Origin of the sequence: Brachybacterium fresconis, from assembly GCF_017876515.1 — a bacterium.
Classification (GTDB): Bacteria; Actinomycetota; Actinomycetes; order Actinomycetales; family Dermabacteraceae; genus Brachybacterium; species Brachybacterium fresconis.
Genome location: NZ_JAGIOC010000001.1, coordinates 3,913,180 through 3,933,426, shown reverse-complemented (window position 1 = coordinate 3,933,426; position 20,247 = coordinate 3,913,180). Strand labels below are relative to the sequence as shown.

Sequence of the window (20,247 nt, the reverse complement as noted above, 5' to 3'; positions counted from 1 at the left end):
AACACTGACGCCATGCGCCGACGACACCTCCTGGCCCTGGCCCCCGTGGCCGCGCTCGCCGCCTGCACCACGCAGGACGGGGACCCGCAGGCCGACCCGGAGAAGACCGGAGCGGACGATCCCGAGAGGACCGGCGAGGGCCGGGCCGAGGATCCGACCGACGACGGACAGGTCGAGGAGACCACGGAGCCGCCCACGGCCGCCGAGCTGCTGCTGCAGGACCTCTCCGCCCGCGAGCTGGCCGGTCAGCTGGTGCTCGTCGGCATCGCCGCCGGCACCGAGATCCCCACCGCCGTGCTCACCGAGCATCACGCCGGCGGGATCTTCCTGCTGCAGGTGTGGGAGAGCGCCACGGCGGTCGACGACACCGTGGCCGCCGCCCGCGAGAGCTCCCGGGCGGACCTGCCCCCGCTGATCGCCGTCGACCAGGAGGGCGGCGAGGTGCGGATGCTGCGCGGGGAGGCCGCCCGCCGCACCCCGTCGGCGGAGGAGCTCGGCGCCGAGGGGCCCGCGGCCGTGACCGAGGCGTACACGACCATCGGGGAGGACCTCGCCGCCCACGGCATCCAGGTCGCGTTCTCCCCCGTCGCCGACGTCGTCGACCCGGATCTCGGTGACGCCAATGAACCGGTCGGCGGGCTCGGCCGCGGCTTCGGCACGGAGCCCGAGCAGGTCGGCGAATGCGTCACCGCGGCGGTCGAGGCGCTCGACGCCCAGGGCGTGGCCGCGACCCTCAAGCACTTCCCCGGCCTGGGTCGGGTGGAGGAGAACACCGACTTCTCGGCCGAGGGGATCGAGGATCCGGTCACCGGGATGGACGATCCCTTCCTCGCCTCCTTCGCCGCCGGGATCGACGCCGGCGCCGGCCTGGTGATGATGTCCTCGGCGATCTACCCGCGGCTCGAGGCCGACGTCCCGGCCATGTTCTCCTCCGTCGCGATCCAGGATCTGCTGCGCGACCAGCTGGGCTTCGACGGACTCGTGATCACCGACGACATCGGCGAGGCGGAGGCCGTCGCGGCCGTCCCGGTCGCCGAGCGGGCCACCCGCCTGCTCGAGGCGGGCGGCGACGTGCTCGTCAGCGCCGACCCCTCGATCACCGGGCAGCTGGTCGATGCGATCGAGGACTGGGCCGCCGAGGGGCCGGAGCACGAGCAGCGGGTGCGCGAGTCCGCCGCGCGCATGCTCGCGCTCAAGGAGGATCTGGGGATGCTCCAGCGCTAGGACGAGGCGCTGCCCGTCGAGGGTCCTGCCCCTTACTCCTTGTCGAGGGTGATGAGGTGGTTCAGGGGGCGGTACCCGCCGCGCTCGCGGGAGATCTTCCACTCCCCAGCGTTCTCGATGGCGCTGGCGAGGAACTCGCGGGCCGAGGCCACGATCGTGACCAGGTCGTCGTCGGTCCCCTTGCCGCCGATGTCCCCCAGCTCCCCGGCGCGGTCGAACTCCTCGATGCGGGCCAGCTGCGCCGCGATCGCGGCCGAGAGCGTCGCCCCGGCCCCGCGCACGCGTCGGCCGGGCACCCGGTCCGCGCGCAGCAGGTCCGTGCCGCCGGGGTGGACGAGCACGTCCACCGCGTCCTCGGCCTCCAGGCGACCACCGGTGATCAGCACGGCGGACGGTCCCAGCTCCTGCAGTGCGAGCGCCTGCTCGCGCATCTCGTCGATCGAGGTGGCCTGCGGCCTGCCGAGCAGCTGGGCGGCCTCGGCCATGTTCGGCGTCATGACGTCCACCAGCGGCACCAGCGTCCGGCGCAGGGCCTGCGCCCCCTCGGCGGAGATCAGCGGCGCGCCGTCGCTGGAGACCATCACGGGGTCCAGGACCAGGCGTCCCAGACGTCCCCGGTGCTCGCGGACCGCGGCGGCGACGGCCTGGACCACGGCGGCGCTGCCCAGCGCGCCGATCTTGGTGACGTCCAGCAGGAGGTCCGAGGCGACGGCATCGATCTGACTGCGGACGACGTCGGCCGGCAGGTAGTGCGTCCCGGTGAGCTCGTGCGTGTTCACCGCGGCGACCATGGTGACCGCGGAGGCCCCGTAGGCCCCGAGTGCCGTGAACGTCTTCAGATCTGCCTGGATGCCGGAGGCACCGTCCGCGTCGGAGCCGGCGATCGTGAGGACCAGGGGTGGGCGCATGCGAACTCCATCTGTCGGGGGCCGGAACCGGGGCGGCGGGCTCCCGTGACCGTGTGCCGGGAGGCTATCAAGGGGTTCCGGACGCCCCCTGGCAGATCACGCGGATGCCCGCCGGTGGATCACGCGGACGCCCGCCGGCAGATCACGCGGATGCCCGCCGGTGGATCACGCGGACCCGCCGTCGGAGTCCTTATGCTGTGTGGGTGCACGCCGACGGGGCGTGCGAGAATCACCCGGGGACGAGACCCTCGACGGGGACGAGGCTCCCGATGGGACGAGGATCCCGACGGGGGCTCGGGGCCCTCCGCGCCGGGGAGGTGGCGATGACACAGGATCCGCACGGCCGCGACCAGCAGCCGACGGGCTCCTCCCTGCCCGATTTCACCGGAGCCGACCCCGAGGGGCTGCCCGATCACGAGAGAGCCGGCCGGGGGGTCCCCCTCGGCGAGCCCGACGAGCGCGCCCGCCACCGGACCCTCACCACGGTGCTGGCCGTCGTCGGCTCCGGCGTCGTGCTGCTCGCCGTCGTCGCCCTGGTCCTGTCGCAGACGGTGTTCCGCTCGGTGCTGGACGAGGACGACCCCCAGGCGTACAAGACCGGGGATCGCTCCGCCGAGGGCCAGTCGGAGTACGTGCCGGACCCGCAGGACCCGGACATCGCTCCTCCCCCGCCGATCTTCACCGAGAAGCCGACCACCGAGTGCACGATGCCCTCCGATCCCCAGTCCGCGAAGCCGGCCGACCCCGGCACCATCCGCGGCGGCGACCTGCAGTACACGGTGCCCGAGACCTGGGACTTCCCCTGGGGCCCCTCCTCGCTCCCCTATCTCACGGAGGTCGACGCGCAGGCGCGGCCCGTCGAGGGCAGCTGGTACAGCGTCGTGAACCTCGGCAAGGTCAGCTGGCCACAGGAGGAGGGCGGCTACCCCGGGATGGAGGCGGCCGCGGTCGCGCTCTTCCAGTGCTATGCGACCACCTCGGGCGTCGTCGACTACTTCGGCGATCACCCGAAGGTCACCGACTACCGCTCCGAGGTCACGACGGTCGACGGCCAGCCGGCATGGATCGTGCAGGCCACCTACCACTTCGAGGATCCCGAGATCCTCGATACCACCAAGGCCTCGATCGTGACCTCGATCGTCGTCGAAGGGCCCGACGGACCCAGCGCCCTGGCCAGCGATGTCGCGGCCGATCAGCCCGAGCACGTCCAGGATCTCGAGGACATCATCGCCAGTCTCGACGTCGTCGAGTGATCCCCTGACGCGTCCCGCACCCCCAAGGAGCAGCCCGTGCACACCGGAGAGCAGTTCACCTCGCCCCAGCCGCCGAGCCCCGGCCCCGGCGGCGGGCGCGGCGGCGCGCTGCTGATCGGCGGCCTCGCCTTCGCGATCGTCTTCCTTCTGATCGTCGGGGCCACCGTGGGGTATCTCGTGCTGCGCCCGACCCTCTTCGGCGGTGCGGACGGCGAGACCGCCGTCGCGGAATCGCAGACCGCGACCGATCCCGAGGCCACGGTCTCCGACCCGGCGACCAGCGAGGAGCCGTCCGAGGTGGCCGAGGAGCGCTGCTGGTCCCCGACGTCGGAGCGGACCTCGAAGAACCCCTCCGGCAAGCTCCGCGGCGGCGGGCTGGAGTTCATCCCTCCGGCCGCGTACGGCGGGCGGGACTCCGGCGGGTACGTCCACTTCCTCAACGACGCCCAGACCGCCTACGCCGAGGTCGAGGAGAGCTGGATCTCGACCATGACCGTGGGCAAGGTCGAGTGGCAGCCGGGCGTCGAGTATCCCGGCAACGAGGTCGCCTCGCAGAAGATCGCGAAGTGCTTCTTCACCGACGGAAACTGGGGCGGCAAGGCCCGGGAGCGCACCTGGGACGACGAGACCACCAAGCCCGTCACGATCGCCGGCATGCCCGGGTACGAGACCCGGGCGGTGGTCAACTTCGGGTCCGACGACCTCGAGAAGACCGACGGCACCGAGATCGTGGTGGTGGTGCTGGACACCGAGCAGGGCCCCAGCGCGTTCGTCACGGACACCGCCCTCGGGGTCACCGCGCACGAGGAAGCGGCCGAGAAGGCCTATAGCTCCTTGACGGCCCTGTCGGGCTGAGCCGCGAGTCCGCCCGTACGATGACCGCGCCGGGCTCGGACCGCCCCTGCATCCCAGGGGCTCAGACGACCGCCGAGGCGAGCCGGCACAGGTTGTCCAGCAGCCGCATCGGTACCGGGCGCTGCTCCCACTCCTCCCGGGTCAGCTCCCGGCTGCGGGAGCGGTAGACGTCCTCGACCTGGTGCATCTTCGCCATGAAGTCGGTGCCGCCGATCATCATGGAGCTCTCCATGTCCAACAGGAACGAGCGGATGTCCATGTTCGAGGAACCGATCACCGTCACCGAGTCGTCGATGGTCACATGCTTGGCGTGCAGGATCGTCGGCGCCTGGTACAGCCAGATGCGCACCCCGGCGGCCAGCAGCACGTCGTAGTAGGAGCGCTGGGCGTGGAAGACCAGGAACTGGTCCCCGATTTCGGAGACGAACAGCTCCACGTCGACCCCGCGGCGCGCGGCGGTCACGAGCGCGGCGAGCATCGACTCGTCGGGCACGAAGTACGGACTGACGGCGCTGATCCGGCGCTCGGCTGAGTAGAAGAGCTGGTTGAACAGCGCCAGGTTGTTCTCGAAGACGTAGCCGGGGCCGCTGGGGACGAGCTGGCACTCGTAGGTGCCGGAGGTGTCGGCCGGGGCCTGCAGCAGCTCGTCCTCGGCGAGCAGCTCGGCGGATTCGTAGAACCAGTCGGTGGCGAACAGCAGGTTCATCTCGGCGACGATCGGTCCGCGCAGCCGCGCCATCGTCTCCTGCCAGTGCAGTCCGCGGCGGATGTTGGAGCGCTTGTCGTAGTGGGCGGCGATCATGTTCTGACTGCCCATCCACCCGATCTGGCCGTCCACGATGAGCAGCTTGCGGTGATTGCGCAGATCCGGACGCTGGAACGCGCCGTCGCTGAACGGTTTGATCGGCATCATCGGGTAGTGCTCGATGCCGCAGGAGTCCAGGAAGCGGCGCATCGACCGGTAGGTCGATCCGTGCATCAGCGAGCCCAGGTGGTCGTACAGCACCCGCACGGTGACCCCGCGGTGCGCGGCGTCGCCGAGCGCGTCGAAGAAGTCCTCGGTGATCTGGTCCCGGGCCATGATGTAGAACAGCACGTTCACGTCGTGCTGCGCGCTGCGGATGTCCGCGGTCATGCGGGCGATCGAGGTGTCGTAGTCGATCTCCAGGTCCGCGTCGTTGTTCCCCGTCAGCGGGAACGCCCCGAGCTCCCGGTTGAGGTTGACGGCGGACTGCAGCCAGCTGGGGGCGTCGGCGTCGAGCTCGCTGTCGGGGATGTCGTGGGCGCGCACATGCATCAGGCGGTTGATGACCTTCTGCTTCTCGCGCCGCTTGCGCGGCAGCTCGGCCTTGCCCAGCAGGAGGTAGAGCGGGAAGCCGACGATCGGGAGCACCATGATGGCCAGCAGCCAGGCCAGCGCCGACCCGGGCCGCCGGTTGCGGGGCACCAGGATGAGTCCGAGGATCCGCAGGATCACGTCGATCACCAGGAATGTGTACGTGCCGACGACCACCCAGTGGTCGCTCAGCCACTGCCACACCTCGGCCATCCTCGGGCCCCTCCCTCTCGACGACGGAACGGCGGGCCCCCAGGAAGGGGACCCGCCGCGTCAGCATACGGGGCGAGCGGCCGGCGCCGCCCGATGCTCTCGTCAGTCGCCGCGCAGGATCGCGAGGATCCGCAGGATCTCGACGTACAGCCACACCATGGTCACCGCGAGCCCGAAGGCGCAGCGCCACGCGTACACCCGCGGCATCGCCGAGTTCGCGGCGCGCTGGACGTCCTCGAAGTCCATCACCAGCGAGTACGAGGCCATGACCACGGCCAGACCGCCGATGACCAGGCCCATGACGCCGTCGCGCAGGCTGCCGCCGGTCATCATCACGTAGCCGATGTTGACGATGCCGAACAGGAGGTAGGCGACCATCGCGACCATGAAGATCTTGTTCAGGACCGGGGAGGTGCGCAGCACGCCGAGGCGGAACATCACCAGCACGGCGCCGGCGACGGCGAGCGTGCCGACGACGGCCTGGAGGCCGATGCCGGGGAACTGCTGGCCCAGCATGGCGGTGAGGCCGCCCAGCAGCAGACCCTCGAACGCCGCGTAGGCGAGCACCAGGATCGGCGAGGGCTTCTTCTTGAAGATGTTGATCATTGCGGTGACCAGGCCACCGACCAGGCCGATGACCAGCGCTGCGACCGCGATGGTCAGTCCGAGCGCGACGCCCTGCTCGCCGGCGATGATGCCCAGGGCACCCGGGGTCACGCCGACGGCGAAGCCGACCACCACGATGGTGCCGAGGGTCGCCGTGATCGCGTTCAGGGCGTCCCGCATCGTCATCCGGCCGGTGTCGTGGCCGGTCGCGGCGGGCCGGGCGTACAGCGCCTCGAGCGACTCGGCGCTCTGCGGGCCGGCGGCCGGCGCTGCGGTGCCCGTCCGTCCGAAGTCGGTGGACCACTGGGTCCCGGACGGCGGTCCGTCCTGCGACTGGCCGAACTGGGGGCCGCGGTAGTTCCGCCCCTGCTGAACAGCCTGGTCGCGTCCGAACACGATGTTGTGGCGTGCCATGGCGCTCCTCACGAGAGATGTGGTGGGCCGACGTCGGGGATCGCGTGACGGTCCCCGGCGTGCCGACGGCACTACCCTAACGGGGTTTCCCGTGCCCGAGCTGGATGTGCTCTGCGCTCTCAGCGAGATGCGCTCCGGTCCGTCAGCGAGATGCCGCCAGAGCCTGGTCCAGGTCCTCGATCAGATCGCGCACGTCCTCGATCCCCACCGCGAACCGCAGCAGCTGATCGGAGATGCCGGCGCGCTCTCGCGCCTCGGGGGTCATGGCCTCATGGGTCATGGTGGCGGGGCGGCAGATCAGGGTCTCGACACCGCCGAGGCTGACGGCGAAGCCGGGATAGCGCAGGGCGTGCAGGAAGGCGACGCGATCCCGTCCGGGGGCGAGCTCGAAGGAGAGCACGGCCCCGGTCCCGGTGGCCTGGGAGGCGTGGATCCTGGCCTCGTCCTCGCTGTGGGAGCCGGGGAACCACACGCGGGCGATGTCGTCATGACCGCGCAGATGCTCGGCGATCGCGAGGGCGTTGTCCTGCTGGCGCTCCAGCCGCAGCGGCATCGTCTTGATGCCCTGGATCAGGCGGAAGGAGTCCCCGGGGGACAGCACCCCGCCCTGCGCCTTCTGGGCGAGGGCGAAGGCCTCGGCGAGGCGATCGTCGTCGGTGGTGATCGCGCCGGCCAAGAGGTCGGAGTGTCCGGCGAGGAACTTGGTGGCCGACTGGACGACGACGTCGGCCCCCAGCTCCAGCGGTCGCTGCAGCAGGGAGGTCATGAAGGTGTTGTCGACGATCACCAGGGCGTCGTGGCGGTGGGCGAGGGTGATGAGGCGGCGCAGATCGGTGATCCGCAGGGTGGGGTTGGCGGGCGTCTCCACGAACACGGCCCGCGTGGTCGGGGTGAAGTCCGCCTCGGTCAGCTCTCCCAGGTCGTCGACGAAGCGTCCAGTGACGCCGCGTCCGGGCAGGACCTGGTCGACGAAGCGGTAGGTGCCGCCGTAGACGCTGGCCGGCAGGATGATCTCATCGCCCACCGCCAGCGTGGACAGCGCGGCGGCGGTGGCGGCCATGCCGGAGGCGAAGGCGAAGCCGTGCGCCGCGCCGTCGAGCGCGGCCAGCAGGGTCTCGAGCTGGGCGCGCGTGGGATTCCCGCCCCGCTGGTAGGCGTAGGCGCCGTCCTCGCTGCTCGGATCGAGCTCGAAGGTCGAGGCCAGATGCACCGGCGGGACGACGGCGCCGTGCTCCTGGTGGCGCAGGGTCTGCACGGCGGCGGTCTGGATGCGCACGGGGCCTCCATGGGATCTCGAGGGGAGCGGGTCGGTCATCGGCCCGAGGCGCCGGACGACGCCTCCGCCACTGTAGGCATCACGCGGCGGGCCGAGGACACGGGATGACCGAGTGTGACGGCGCCCCGGGGGCGTCCCGGGGGCGTCCCGGCCGACGGGCCCCGTGCCCGGTCGCCCCGCGCCTCAGACGCCGACGGGGACCCGCGGGATCTGGCCGGTGAGGGTGTCCTCGTGGCGGGCCAGCAGGGCCCGGGTGCGACGGGCACGCACCCGCAGGGCGATCAGCGTCGCGGAGACCATCGCGAAGCCGACGCTCGCCAGCACGATCGCGACCACCATCGGTGCCTCGTAGCCGAAGCCGGCGGCGATCACGGCTCCGCCGAGGGCGGCGCCGAGGGCATTGGCGACGTTGAACGCGGCGTGGTTCAGGGACGCGCCGAGCACCTCGGAGCGGTGGGCGACCCGGATAAGCCAGGTCTGCATCGCGGGGTTCAGCGAGGCGTTGGCCGCGTTCATCAGGAAGAACGCGATGAGCAGGGCGACCAGGGAGACGTCGGCGACCAGGAACAGTCCCACCAGCGCCGCGATGTACAGCGGGAAACCGACCATCAAGGTGGCGCTGACGGAGCGATCGGTGGTGGCGCCGCCGATGACGTTGCCGACGGTCATGCCCAGCCCGGCGGCGGCCAGCACCCATGGGACCGCGGTCGCGGAGGCACCGGTGACGTTGGTGGTGATGTCGGCGACGTAGCTGAAGACGGCGAACGCGCCGGCGAAGCCGATCGCGGCGATGCCCATGATGACCCACAGCTGCACGCGGCGCAGGGCGACGATCTCATCGGCCATGCGGCGGCCGGCCACCTTCTCCTCGCGGGGCACCGTCCGGTGCAGCGCGGTGACGGTGGCGACGAAGATCAGGGCGATCAGCAGGTAGACGGCGCGCCAGCCGGCGGCCTGGCCGACGGCGGTCAGCACGGGCACGCCGATGAGGTTGGCGACGGTGAGGCCGGACAGCGCCAGCGCCACGCCCTTGCCCTGGTTGCCGGGGCCCATCAGCGAGGCGGCCAGCAGCGAGGCGACGCCGAAGTAGGCGCCGTGCGGGATGCCCGCGAGGAAGCGGGCGAAGACCGTGAGCTCGAAGGTGGGCATGAGCGCCGAGAGCACGGCGCCGGCGGCGAGCGCGACGGCGAGGCCGATGATCATCGACGACCGGCTCCAGCGCACCGAGAGCAGGGCGAGCACCGGAGCACCGACGACGACGCCGAGGGCGTAGGCGGAGATGGCCAGGCCGGCCCGGGCGATGCCGCCCTCGGGATCGGTGGCCATGCGCTCGCTCAGCAGACCGCCGGCGATGTCGGGCAGCAGGCCCATGGAGACGAACTCGGAGGCGCCGATGCCGAAACCGCCCAGGGCGAGGGCGAACAGCGCCAGACGGCGGCGGGCGGGGGTGAGGGTCGCGGTGGGGGCGGCACGGGTGGTGTCGTCGATAGTGGTCATGACTGGTCCTCGACTATCGGGAGCATGCAGGGCGGGCGGGCTCCATCGACCCGGCACACAGGTAAGCAAACGCTGTTGCGTTACGTCAAGGGCGCGACGGGGAGGATCCGCGTCACAGCTGCCCGCGCAGGCCGGATCCGGATCGCACCCGGGTCGTGGTCGACGCTGCGCACGAGGCCGTGTCCTGGGGCGACGACGTGCCGGCCCCTCCGGCGACGGGCGCGCCGGTCCGGTGTGCGGCAGCCGGCCCCCGGGTCAGCAGAGGCTGCATGGGAGGATGACCAGGTGAGAGAGAGCACTCCCCTGGACCGCGTGGCAGGCGCCCATGACGCCGCCGTCCTCGCCGTCGCCCGACGGGGCGATCCCGTCTCGAGGGCGGGGCTGGCGCAGGCCTTGCAGGTCACGCCGCAGGCGATCTCGAAGATCCTGGGGCGGCTGATGGATCGCGGGCTGATCGCCGAGATCGGCACGGTCGCCGCGGGACCGGGCAAGCCGACCACCTTCTATCGCATCGTCCCCTCGTCGCGACGCGCGATCGGACTGCACCTGACCCGCGCCCGGGTCCACGGCGTGGTGGTGGACCTCACCGGAGAGATCCTCGAACGCCGTGAGCTCGAGATCGGCCGGCTGCAGCCGGTCGACGAGCTGATCGCGACCCTGACCGAGCAGGCGCGCGACCTGGCCCAGGTGGGTCAGGGCGAGCTGCTGGGCGTCGGGCTGGGGATGCCGGGACCGGTGGACTGGTCCGAAGGCGTCTACCGCGGCAGCGCTCAGCCCGACCCCTGGCGCGGAGCGCCGCTGCGTCGACTCCTGGCCCAGGAGCTGTCGCTGCCCGTGCTGCTGGACCATGATTCGCGGGCCGCCCTGGTGGGCGAGGCCTGGTCGCAGCCCGGTCTGCTGGACGATGCCGCGCTCGTGCTCGTCGAGGACGGGCTGGGGGCGGCGCTGTGCCTGGGCGGCATGATCGTGCGCGGAGCCCACTCCCAGGCCGGCGAGGTCGGGCACACCGTGGTGCGCCTGGGCGGGGTCCCGTGCAGCTGCGGGCGGCGGGGCTGCGCCCAGGCCGAGCACCGGGCCGCGCTGGAGGCGGGCGACGAGGAGTACGCCGCCCAGGTGCTGGCGACGGTGGTGGTGGATCTGGTGCGGCTGGTCGACGTGGACCGGGTGGTGCTCGGCGGGCGGGCCGTCTACGCCCAGCACGAGCGCACGATGGACGCGATCCGCGCCGCGCTCGAGGAGGGGCTGCGGGCCGAGCCCTGGGTCCACGTCGAGGTCATGCTCTCCACCCGGGGCACCGACCTGATCGCGGTGGGGTCGGCCTGCGAGGTGCTCGAGCACGAGTACGGCCTGCCCCAGGCGCTCGTCGGCCCCGGCTGAGGCGACGCAGGGCCGTCGGACGCAGCGCCGCCAGACTCACCGTCGTCGGACGCAGCGCCGCCGGACGCAGCGCCGTCGGACGCAGGGCCGTCAGGAGACCGCGGCGGTCCGATCCGTTGGAGAGCACCGCCGATCAGGCCCCGGGATCAGCAGGCCGCAGGATCAGGGCCTGGCACCGAAGATCGCCGAGCCGACGCGGACGATCGTCGCCCCCTCCTCGACGGCGATCTCGAGGTCCCCGCTCATCCCCATCGACAGCTGCTCCAGCTGTGGCGCGTCGAGCTCGGTGCGCGCCTGGTCGCGCAGCTGCCGCAGGGTGCGCAGGGAGCTGCGCACGGTCGCCGCGTCGCCGGTGTTGGCGCCGATCGTCATCAGGCCGACGGGCCGCAGGGTCTCGCCGGCGCGCAGCCGCTCGATGATCGGGCCGACGGACTCCACTGTCGGGGCGAAGCCGCCCTTGGACTCCTCCCCGGAGGTGTTGACCTGCACCAGCACGTCCCGTACCAGGCCGGCCATCCCGGCGCGGCGCTCGAGCGCATCGGCGATGTCCTCGCGGTCCACGCTGTGGATCGTCTCGGCGAAGGCGACCACGTCCCGGGCCTTGTTGGTCTGCAGGCGCCCGATGAAGTGCCGCGGCACCCCGTTGTCCGCCAGCAGCGGGTCGGAGTGCTTGGCGATCTCCTGGGCGCGGTTCTCCCCCACCGCGATCGGTCGCTCCCGCTCTCGCAGCAGGTCGATGACGGTGTCGATCTCCTGGGGCGTGCGGGTCTTGGTGGCCAGCAGCACCGTGATCTCGCGACCGTCCCGGCCGGCGCGGGCGGCAGCGGCATCGAGGCGGGAGAGCACATCGTCGAGGCGGGCGGTGAGCTGATCGGCGGCGGAGGTCTCGGTCATGGCCTCCATTGTGGCCCGGATCTGCGGTCGCCGGTCCGGACGCGCGCCGGCGGCCGGCGGCTCCGGTTCCCGGTGGTGCCCCCAGCGGGACTCGAACCCGCACTGCGCCGATTTTAAGTCGGCCGCCTCTGCCGATTGGGCTATGGGGGCATGCTGCAGGAACAGTACCGATTCCGCGGTCGCCGGCGGGCCCGGACCGCGGCCAGCGCGGCGCCGAACCTGCGACCGACGGGGCACCGGGCGGCGCCGTGGTGTCCGGGGCAGCGTCGTCACTTTATGCTGGATCCATCATGAGCGCTGTGATCCGGTCCCTCGCGGACTCCCTGCGACGGTTCGGCGACGATCGCCTCGAGGCGCTGCTCGTCGCCCGACCGGACCTCGCCTCGCCGCTTCCCAAGGGGCTGGGCCCGCTCGCGGCTCGCGCCGCCGGCGCCACCTCCGCCCGCCGCGCCCTGGGGGCGCTGCGGCTGCCGGAGCTCCACCTCGTCGAGGCCCTCGCCGTGCTCGAGGACGGCACGGCCCCGTCCGCCCTGGCCGCAGCCGTCTCCTCGCAGCCCGCCACGATCTCACCGGCCCTCGAACGGCTGACCACCCTCGCCCTGGTCTGGGGCGAGGACGAGCTGCACCTGATCCGTCCCCTGCGCGAGGGGCTGCGCACCCCGGCCGGGCTGGCCCCCGCCGCGGCGGAGGACCCGTCGGCCGAGACCGCCGCGCAGCGCGTGGCCGCCGCCCGCACGTCGATGCCGGAGGTGCTGGAGACCCTGGCCTGGGGGCCGGCGGCCGTCGAGGGCCACGGGCGGCTCGCCACCGAGCTGCGGGAGGCCGGCATCGTGGTGACCGGCGACGACGGCACCCTGCACATCCCCCGCAGCGTCCACCTGGCGCTGCGCGGCGGGCGGGTGCGCCGTTCCCACGCCGCCCGGCGCCCCGCGCCGGAGGGACCCGAGGTCACCGAGCGGATCGCCGGATCACGGTCCGCCCAGGCCGTCGAGCAGGCCTTCGAGGCGCTGCGTCTGCTGGGCACGGTCCGCGGTTTCGACGAGGACCCTCCCGGGGTTCTGCGCCGGGGCGGGCTCCCCCAGCGGGACCTGCGGCGCCTCGCCGAGCGCGCCGGTGCCCCGGTGCCCACGGTCGCGACGGTGCTGCAGTCGGCCTGGCAGGCCGGGCTGATCGGTCACGACGGCCAGGAATGGCATCCCACCCGCGATTGGGACGCCCACCGCGTCCAGGCCCCCGAGCAGCGGTGGACGGAGCTCGTGCTCGCCTGGGCCCACGGGCACCACCTCGCCGCGGTCGTCGGCACCCCGGACTCCTCGGGAACCGGCCGCGCCCTGCTGTCGGACCTGACCCGGCGCGACGGCGTGCGCACCCGCCGGGGGTTCCTGCTGCGCACCCTGCGCACCTGTCCCGGCATCCACGCCACGGCGGATTCCCTGGCGCTCTGCCTGGCCTGGGCCTTCCCCCTGGTCCCCGCCGAGGTGATCGAGGAGGAGACCGCCGCGCTGCTGACCGAGGGCGAGGCCCTCGGCGTGCTCGACGGCGGGGCCCTGACCGTCCTCGGCCAGGAGCTCGTGCTCGCGCTGGACGAGGAGGTCACCGAGGCCGACGCCCGGCTCACCGGGGCGCTGCGGGCGGCGGCCCCGGAGCCGGTCGGCGAGGTGCTGCTGGACGCGGACCTCACGGCCGTCGTCCCCGGCCGGCCCGCCGAGCGCCTGCTGCCGCTGCTGGACTGGGCCGACGTGGTCTCCCGCGGCGGCGCGCTCACGCTGCGCTTCAGCACCACCTCGGTGCGCCGGGCGCTGGGAGCCGGGCGCGATGCCGAGGCACTGCTGGTCCTGCTCGAGGACGCCTCCCGCTCCCCCATCCCGCAGGCGCTGACCTACCTGCTGCGCGACGAGCAGCGTCGCCACGGCCGGGTCCAGGTCTCGCGGGCCACCACCGTGCTCACCGCGGAATCGGAGGTGCTGGACCTGCTGCAGGTGGCCCCCGAGGCATCGGCGCTGACGCTGCACCGCCTGGCCCCGACGGTCGCGGTGACCCTCTCCGATCCCGGCTTCGCCCTGCAGGTGTCCCGGCAGGCCGGGCTCTCCCCGCAGGCCGTCGGGCCCGACGGGCGCCCCGCCGGACCCGAGCTCGCGCACTCGCTGCCCGGCGGGCCCGTCGACCCGGACCTGGTCACCGTCGACGGCCCCGAGCTGCGCGTCCCGGCCGCCGAGGCCGTGGCCCGGATCCGGGCGGCGGAGGACGGCGCGACGGATCTGTCGGTGACCGACCGTCTGCTGGACGCGATCGCCCACGAGGGCGAGCTGCCGCTGGGGATCGTCGACGGCCGCGGCGGCGTGGTCGTCAAGCAGGTGCGCCCCCTCTCCCTCGAGGGCGGGCGCCTGCGCGCCCGCGAGCGCGGCCAGGACGAGGAGTTCACGGTGCTCGTCCACCGGGTGACGCTGGGATAGCAGGAGCCGTCGCGATCCGGCGACACGCCACCGACCAGTCATGGGGAGTCCTCCCCATGGCGCTGCGACCGGGGCGCCTGGTTATGCTGTGCCCGACGCTGCGCGGGTCACTCCTGCAGCGTCGACAGCACTCAGGGGATCAGACCCGCACGACTTTCGGAGGGAATCACCATGACCGACATGAACTTCAACGCCCCCGGCGGCAACTTCGACGCCCCCGGCGGCGTCGGCGGGCAGAGCGGCGGCTTCGGTGGCAACCAGCCGGTGTCCAAGACCAAGTGGATCGTGCAGCTGGTCGTGTCAGTGCTCTGTGGTTTCAACCTCATCGTGCTGGTGATGGCGATCATCGGCCTCGTGAAGGCCGATACCGACCTGCCGCTGGCCAACAAGCTCTACAAGTGGGGATGGATCGTCTTCGCGATCTGCTGGGTGCTCTACATCCTGCTCTGGGTGTTCCTGCTGATGACCGGAGCATTCACCACGACCTTCGAGACCTACTGAGCTCACTGCTCGTCAGCCGACCCACGAAGGCCCCGGACCGCACGGTCCGGGGCCTTCGTCGTCCTCGTTCGCTCGTCCCGTCCCCTGCCGGCGGAGGGACGGCTGCGAACTCCGGGTGGGCCGGCCGGCCATTCCTGCCGGCCGCCCACCCGTGGGTGATCAGTCCTGCTTGGTCTCGCGACGGTCCTCGGACCACTCCACGTGGAAGGTGCCCTCGGCGTCGACGCGCTGGTAGGTGTGGGCGCCGAAGTAGTCGCGCTGGGCCTGGACCAGGGCGGCCGGGAGGCGCTCGGCGCGGACCGAGTCGTAGTAGGACAGCGTCGAGGCGAACACGGGGACCGGGTAGCCGCTGGCGGCCGCGAAGGCCACCACGCGACGCCACGCCGGGATGCACTTGGCGATCTCGGTGGTGAAGTATTCGTCGCTCAGCAGCAGCGAGAGCTTCGGATTGCGCGTGTAGGCCTCGGTGATGCGGTCGAGGAAGCGAGCGCGGATGATGCAGCCCTCGCGCCAGATCTTCGCCATGTCGCCGAGGTCGATGTCCCAGTCGAACTCCTCGGCGCCAGCAGCGATCTCGTCGAAGCCCTGCGAATAGGAGACCAGCTTCGCGGCGTACAGCGCCTTCTGGAGATCGTCGATGAACTGCGCGGGGTCGGCGATCTCGAGCTTCTGCTCCTCGCCGGGCAGGACACCGCGAGCGGCCTCCCGCTGCGGGGTGCCGCCGGAGATCGACCGGGCGAAGGTCGCCTCGGCGATGCCGGTGACCGGCACGCCCAGATCCAGCGCGGTCTTCACGGTCCAGGCGCCGGTCCCCTTCTGGGCGGCCTGGTCCAGGACCACGTCGACGAAGGGCTCGCCGCTGGTGGCGTCCTTGTGGTGGAGCACGGTGGCGGTGATCTCGATGAGGAAGGACTCCAGATCGCCCTTGTTCCACTCGTCGAACACGTCGCCGATGGCGGAGGCGTCCATGCCCAGCGCCTTGGACATCATGTCGTAGGCCTCGGAGATGACCTGCATGTCCGCGTACTCGATGCCGTTGTGGACCATCTTGACGAAGTGGCCCGCGCCGTCGGAGCCGACGTGGACGCAGCACGGAGCGCCGTCCTCGGCCTTCGCGGAGATCGTCTCGAACATCGGGCCGAGGCGCTCGTAGGAGGCCTTGGTGCCGCCGGGCATGATCGAGGGGCCGTTCAGCGCACCCTCCTCGCCGCCGGAGACGCCGGCGCCGACGAAATGCTGGCCCTTCTCGCGCAGGGCGGCCTCACGGCGACGGGTGTCGGTGAACAGGGCGTTGCCGGCGTCGACGATGATGTCGCCCTCATCCATGAGGGAGGAGAGCTCGTCGATCACGGCGTCGGTGGGCTTGCCGGCCTTGACCATGATGATCGCGACGCGGGGCTTCTGCAGGGAGGCGACGAAGTCCTCCATGGACTCCGAGGGGTAGAAATCGCCGTCGGATCCGTGCTCGGCGATGACCGTCTCGGTCTTGCCGACGCTGCGGTTGTGGAGGGCGACCTTGTAGCCGTTGCGGGCGAGGTTGCGGGCCAGGTTGGAGCCCATCACCGCCATTCCGGTGACGCCGATGTCCGCGACATCAGCGGGGGACGGAGCGAAGCTAGCCATGGGTTCTCCTCAGGTCGAGTGACTGTCGAGCCGGGTCGGACCGCCGGGCCGAGCACGTCGACCGATGGCGGGGTCCCGGTCCATCACGGCCATTCTAGGGAAGTCACGCCACCGGCGACGGGGCGTGCCGGTCCTTGCCGTGCGCCGAGACGGTGGCGGGGCTCCGTCGACGAGGCCGACGAAGGTCCCCGGAGGCGGGCGGGCATCCTCGCCCAGGGTCGGGTGCGAGGCCGGGCCGCGGGCACGTACCGTGGTGTCGTCCCCATCGGGACACCTCATGACCGTTGTCGTCGCGTCGCCGAGCACGGCCCGCCCTCGCGAGAGTAGAACCATCTGATGACTGTTCCCCCGCCCCCGCACGATCCGTACGGCCAGCCGTCGCCCGCACCGGGTGCCGGCCACGACGGACAGCCGTCCCCGGCGCAGCCCGGCGCCTACGGCCAGCCCTCCCCTGCCGACCAGTACGGCCAGTCGGCGCCCGGCGGTCAGTACGGCCAGCCGTCTCCCTCCGCGGGCTACGGCGCGGGGAACCCTCCGGCCCCGGCCGGGCAGGACGCGTGGGGCCAGCAGGCGCCGACCGGGCAGGACGCGTGGGGCCAGCAGGCGCCGACCGCCGCGCCCGCCGTCGGCCCGCCCCCGGGCACGGATCTCGCCTCCGACCTCGGCGCCGCGTTGAAGTTCGCCGGGAACTCGCTGCTGCGTAACCCCGCGGCGTTCATCATCGCCGGGCTGATCTACAGCGTCGTGATGTTCGTGCTGGTCGCCGGCGGATCCGTCCTCGGGTTCGTGCTCACGATCCCGCAGATGGAGGCGACCGCGAGCTCCGATGACCCGCCGATCGGAGCCTTGCTGACCCTGTACGGGATCATCATCGCCGCGTCGCTGCTGTGCATTCCGCTCAGCCTGCTGTGGCAGTCGGGGTCCGCCCGCGCCGCCGGCGTGATCCTCGAGGGGGGACGGCCGAGCATCGGCCAGGCGATGATCGGCCCGATGCGGATCATCCTGACGGCGCTGCTCGTCCTGGTGATCACCTTCATCGGGTTCCTCCTGCTCTACATCCCCGGGATCATCGCCTCCGTGCTGCTGATGTACGCGGTGCCCGCGGCGGTGCGCGGCGCCTCACCCGTCGAGGCGGTCAAGGAGAGCTTCTCGCTGGTCACGAAGAACCTCGGGACCTCGATCGTGATGGTCCTGGCACTCGCCGTGATCGGCTCCGTCGCCGGCCTCATCGTCATCTCGGTCATCGTCCTGATCCCGTTCACCATGCTGGCCTACGTCGGGATGTACGAGCGGCTCAGCGGCCGGGATCTTCCGGAGCCCGCCCGCGGCTGAGCGAGACGGGTCACCCGCCCGCCCTGCGCCGTCGGCCCCCGCGTAGCCTGAGGGGATGACCGACGGCTCCCTCATCGTCCAGAGCGACAAGTCCCTCCTGCTCGAGGTCGCCCACCCCCAGGCGCAGGCCGCCCGCGCCGCGATCGCCGCCTTCGCGGAGCTGGAGCGGGCCCCGGAGCACGTCCACACCTACCGGATCACGGATCTGGGCCTGTGGAACGCGCGCGCCGCGGGCTACGACGCCGAGTCGGTGGTGGCTGCGCTCGTGGATCATTCGCGCTACCCGGTGCCCCATGCGCTGCTGATCGACGTGGCGGACACGATGGACCGCTACGGGCGGCTGCAGCTGCTGGCCGACCCCACCCACGGACTGGTGCTGCACGCCCTGGACCGGGCCGTGCTCGAGGAGGTCTCCCGGGCCCGCCGCATCCAGGGGATGCTGGGCGAGCGGCTGGACGAGGCCACCGTGATAGTCCACCCCTCCGAGCGCGGCGCCCTGAAGCAGGCGCTGCTGAAGCTGGGCTGGCCCGCCGAGGACCTGGCCGGCTACGTCGACGGTGAGGCCCACGCCATCGCCCTACGCGAGGAGGACTGGTCGCTGCGGCCCTACCAGGCCGAGGCGGTCGACGGCTTCCGCCACGGCGGCAGCGGCGTGGTCGTCCTCCCCTGCGGGGCCGGCAAGACGCTGGTCGGCGCCGGAGCGATGGCGGCGATGCAGCGCACCACGCTGATCCTGGTGACCTCGACGGTCTCGGCCCGCCAGTGGAAGGACGAGCTGCTGGCGCGCACCACGCTGACCGAGGACGAGATCGGCGAGTACTCCGGGGCGACCAAGGAGGTCCGCCCGGTCACGATCGCGACCTACCAGGTGCTGACCATGAAGCGGAAGGGCATCCATCCGCATCTGGAGCTGATGAGCGCCCGGGACTGGGGTCTGATCGTCTATGACGAGGTGCACCTGCTGCCGGCGCCCGTCTTCCGCATGACCGCGGATCTGCAGGCCCGGCGCCGCCTGGGCCTGACCGCGACGCTGGTGCGCGAGGACGGCCGCGAGGGGGAGGTGTTCTCGCTGATCGGGCCCAAGCGCTACGACGCCCCGTGGAAGGACATCGAGGCCCAGGGCTACATCGCCCCGGCCGACTGCACCGAGGTGCGGGTCGCGATGCCGTCGGCGGACCGCATGGCCTATGCGATGGCCGAGGCCGCGGACCGCCCCCGGCTGGGAGCCGCGCATCCGGCGAAGATCGGCGTGGTCGAGCGCATCGCCGCGCGGCATGAGGGCGAGCCGATGCTGGTGATCGGCCAGTACCTCGACCAGCTCGAGGAGATCTCCGACCGGCTGGAGGCCGAGGTCATCACCGGCCAGACCCCGGTCAGGCGCCGCCAGGAGCTGTTCGAGGCCTTCCGGTCCGGGGAGCTGACGCGCCTGGTGGTCTCCAAGGTCGCGAACTTCTCGATCGACCTCCCGGAGGCCTCGGTCGCCGTGCAGGTCAGCGGCGCCTTCGGCTCCCGGCAGGAGGAGGCCCAGCGCCTGGGTCGCCTGCTGCGTCCCAAGGCCGACGGACGATCCGCACACTTCTACACCGTGGTCATGCGCGACACCCAGGACCAGGACTACGCGGCACACCGCCAGCGCTTCCTGGCCGAGCAGGGCTACGCGTACACGATCGTGGACGCCGAGGAGCTGGAGACCGCGCACGAGGGGAGCTGACTCCTCGCGGAGCGCCACCCGCCCGCGGAGCGTCGGCCCCCTCGCGGAGCGTCCAGCCCCCTCACGGAGCGTCCAGCCTCCGCGGAGCGTCCAGCCCCCGCGACGCGTCGGCCATCTGCGCTGGCCCGACGGGTGCCGTCGGGACCGTGGCGCACCGGGCGCCTGCGGTCTGCACGTTCCTCGAATCGTTACAGTGTGGTCAGCAGCGACCTTCCCCCGAAGGCCGCGCGGGAGACATCCCAGCACCCGATTTCGAGGAGCGACCATGAGCACCGGACCCGAGACCCCGGATCGTCCCACCGACCGCACGCCCGCGGACGACGCAGGGGCCGACGACACCACCGGGCGGGATCGCGCTCCCGAGGCAGCGGAAGGGACGGACCGTCCTGCCGAGCCGGCACGGGGACGCCGCGCCGCCGACCCCGCAGGCACCCGCACCGGCGAGGCGCCCGCACCGCGACCGGAGAAGTCCGAGCCCGTCGAGCCCGTCTCCTCCGGCGGCCGTCGGACGGCCGGGATCTGGATCTCGCTGATCCTCGGCGCGATCGTGCTGGTGCTGCTGCTGATCTTCGTGATCCAGAACAGCGACACGGCGAGCTTCGAGTACTTCGGTGCCAGCTTCGACCTGCCCCTGGGCGTGGCGATGCTGCTCGCGGCCATCGCGGGCGCTCTGGTCATGGCCTTGGTCGGCTCGGTGCGGATGATCCAGATGAGCTGGACGATCCGCAAGATGCGCAAGCAGCAGGAGAAGATCCAGCGCGCCGTCCGCTGATC

General features: G+C 72.1%; 16 protein-coding genes and 1 tRNA gene. 9 read left to right on the top strand and 8 right to left on the bottom strand.

The features are described from left to right. Positions 1-12 precede the first annotated feature (12 nt). The gene (locus tag JOF44_RS17415) at positions 13-1,224 is read left to right on the top strand and encodes a glycoside hydrolase family 3 N-terminal domain-containing protein (protein WP_209894468.1); all 1,212 of its coding nucleotides are present in this window, start codon (positions 13-15) and stop codon (positions 1,222-1,224) included. A gap of 32 nt (positions 1,225-1,256) precedes the next feature. On the opposite strand, the gene thiD is transcribed toward JOF44_RS17415, so the two are convergent. After that, on the bottom strand, positions 1,257-2,132 hold the full coding sequence (thiD, locus tag JOF44_RS17410) for a bifunctional hydroxymethylpyrimidine kinase/phosphomethylpyrimidine kinase (protein ID WP_209894466.1): 876 nt from the start codon (positions 2,130-2,132) through the stop codon (positions 1,257-1,259). 323 nt (positions 2,133-2,455) lie between these two features. Between thiD and JOF44_RS17405 the strand changes: the two genes are divergently transcribed. Both JOF44_RS17405 and JOF44_RS17400 read left to right on the top strand, forming a co-directional pair. Beyond that, positions 2,456-3,385, top strand: a complete 930-nt coding sequence (locus tag JOF44_RS17405; RefSeq protein ID WP_209894464.1) for a hypothetical protein — start codon at positions 2,456-2,458, stop codon at positions 3,383-3,385. A gap of 36 nt (positions 3,386-3,421) precedes the next feature. Beyond that, positions 3,422-4,240, top strand: coding sequence for a hypothetical protein (locus JOF44_RS17400; RefSeq protein WP_209894461.1), 819 nt, complete (start codon positions 3,422-3,424; stop codon positions 4,238-4,240). Positions 4,241-4,301: 61 nt separating this feature from the next. Here JOF44_RS17400 and cls read toward each other — a convergent pair whose 3' ends face one another. The 4 genes from cls to JOF44_RS17380 form a co-directional block, all read right to left on the bottom strand. After that, positions 4,302-5,789 (bottom strand): cardiolipin synthase, encoded by a 1,488-nt coding sequence (cls, locus tag JOF44_RS17395; protein WP_209894457.1) that lies wholly within the window; start codon positions 5,787-5,789, stop codon positions 4,302-4,304. 102 nt (positions 5,790-5,891) lie between these two features. Then, positions 5,892-6,809 (bottom strand): Bax inhibitor-1/YccA family protein, encoded by a 918-nt coding sequence (locus tag JOF44_RS17390; protein WP_209894454.1) that lies wholly within the window; start codon positions 6,807-6,809, stop codon positions 5,892-5,894. A gap of 142 nt (positions 6,810-6,951) precedes the next feature. Further along, the gene (locus JOF44_RS17385) at positions 6,952-8,085 is read right to left on the bottom strand and encodes a trans-sulfuration enzyme family protein (protein WP_209894451.1); all 1,134 of its coding nucleotides are present in this window, start codon (positions 8,083-8,085) and stop codon (positions 6,952-6,954) included. A gap of 183 nt (positions 8,086-8,268) precedes the next feature. After that, entirely contained in the window at positions 8,269-9,582 is a 1,314-nt protein-coding gene (locus tag JOF44_RS17380; RefSeq protein ID WP_209894448.1) for an MFS transporter, read from the bottom strand. Positions 9,583-9,867: 285 nt separating this feature from the next. On the opposite strand from JOF44_RS17380, the gene JOF44_RS17375 reads away from it, so the two are divergent. Further along, positions 9,868-10,959 (top strand): ROK family transcriptional regulator, encoded by a 1,092-nt coding sequence (locus JOF44_RS17375; RefSeq protein WP_209894445.1) that lies wholly within the window; start codon positions 9,868-9,870, stop codon positions 10,957-10,959. A gap of 162 nt (positions 10,960-11,121) precedes the next feature. On the opposite strand, the gene JOF44_RS17370 is transcribed toward JOF44_RS17375, so the two are convergent. Together JOF44_RS17370 and JOF44_RS17365 are read right to left on the bottom strand one after the other, a co-directional pair. Next, positions 11,122-11,853 carry a YggS family pyridoxal phosphate-dependent enzyme gene (locus tag JOF44_RS17370; RefSeq protein WP_209894441.1) on the bottom strand — a complete coding sequence of 244 codons (732 nt, stop codon included), beginning with the start codon at positions 11,851-11,853 and terminating at the stop codon, positions 11,122-11,124. A 73-nt stretch (positions 11,854-11,926) separates the two neighbouring features. Continuing rightward, a tRNA-Leu gene (locus JOF44_RS17365) sits at positions 11,927-12,003 on the bottom strand. A gap of 140 nt (positions 12,004-12,143) precedes the next feature. Here JOF44_RS17365 and JOF44_RS17360 point away from each other — a divergent pair. Both JOF44_RS17360 and JOF44_RS17355 read left to right on the top strand, forming a co-directional pair. Beyond that, positions 12,144-14,306 carry a helicase-associated domain-containing protein gene (locus JOF44_RS17360; protein ID WP_209894438.1) on the top strand — a complete coding sequence of 721 codons (2,163 nt, stop codon included), beginning with the start codon at positions 12,144-12,146 and terminating at the stop codon, positions 14,304-14,306. Between the two features lie 171 nt (positions 14,307-14,477). Then, positions 14,478-14,807 (top strand): hypothetical protein, encoded by a 330-nt coding sequence (locus JOF44_RS17355; RefSeq protein WP_209894435.1) that lies wholly within the window; start codon positions 14,478-14,480, stop codon positions 14,805-14,807. Positions 14,808-14,966: 159 nt separating this feature from the next. Here JOF44_RS17355 and gndA read toward each other — a convergent pair whose 3' ends face one another. Continuing rightward, on the bottom strand, positions 14,967-16,430 hold the full coding sequence (gene gndA, locus JOF44_RS17350; RefSeq protein ID WP_209894432.1) for an NADP-dependent phosphogluconate dehydrogenase: 1,464 nt from the start codon (positions 16,428-16,430) through the stop codon (positions 14,967-14,969). Positions 16,431-16,766: 336 nt separating this feature from the next. On the opposite strand from gndA, the gene JOF44_RS17345 reads away from it, so the two are divergent. The 3 genes from JOF44_RS17345 to JOF44_RS17335 all read left to right on the top strand — a co-directional run bounded on the left by JOF44_RS17345 (position 16,767) and on the right by JOF44_RS17335 (position 20,245). Then, positions 16,767-17,762 carry a hypothetical protein gene (locus tag JOF44_RS17345; protein ID WP_209894429.1) on the top strand — a complete coding sequence of 332 codons (996 nt, stop codon included), beginning with the start codon at positions 16,767-16,769 and terminating at the stop codon, positions 17,760-17,762. Between the two features lie 55 nt (positions 17,763-17,817). After that, positions 17,818-19,473, top strand: a complete 1,656-nt coding sequence (locus tag JOF44_RS17340; RefSeq protein ID WP_209894428.1) for a DNA repair helicase XPB — start codon at positions 17,818-17,820, stop codon at positions 19,471-19,473. A 265-nt stretch (positions 19,474-19,738) separates the two neighbouring features. Then, a complete protein-coding gene (locus JOF44_RS17335; RefSeq protein WP_209894425.1) occupies positions 19,739-20,245 on the top strand; it encodes a LapA family protein in 507 nt (168 codons plus the stop codon). The last annotated feature ends 2 nt before the right edge of the window (positions 20,246-20,247 follow it).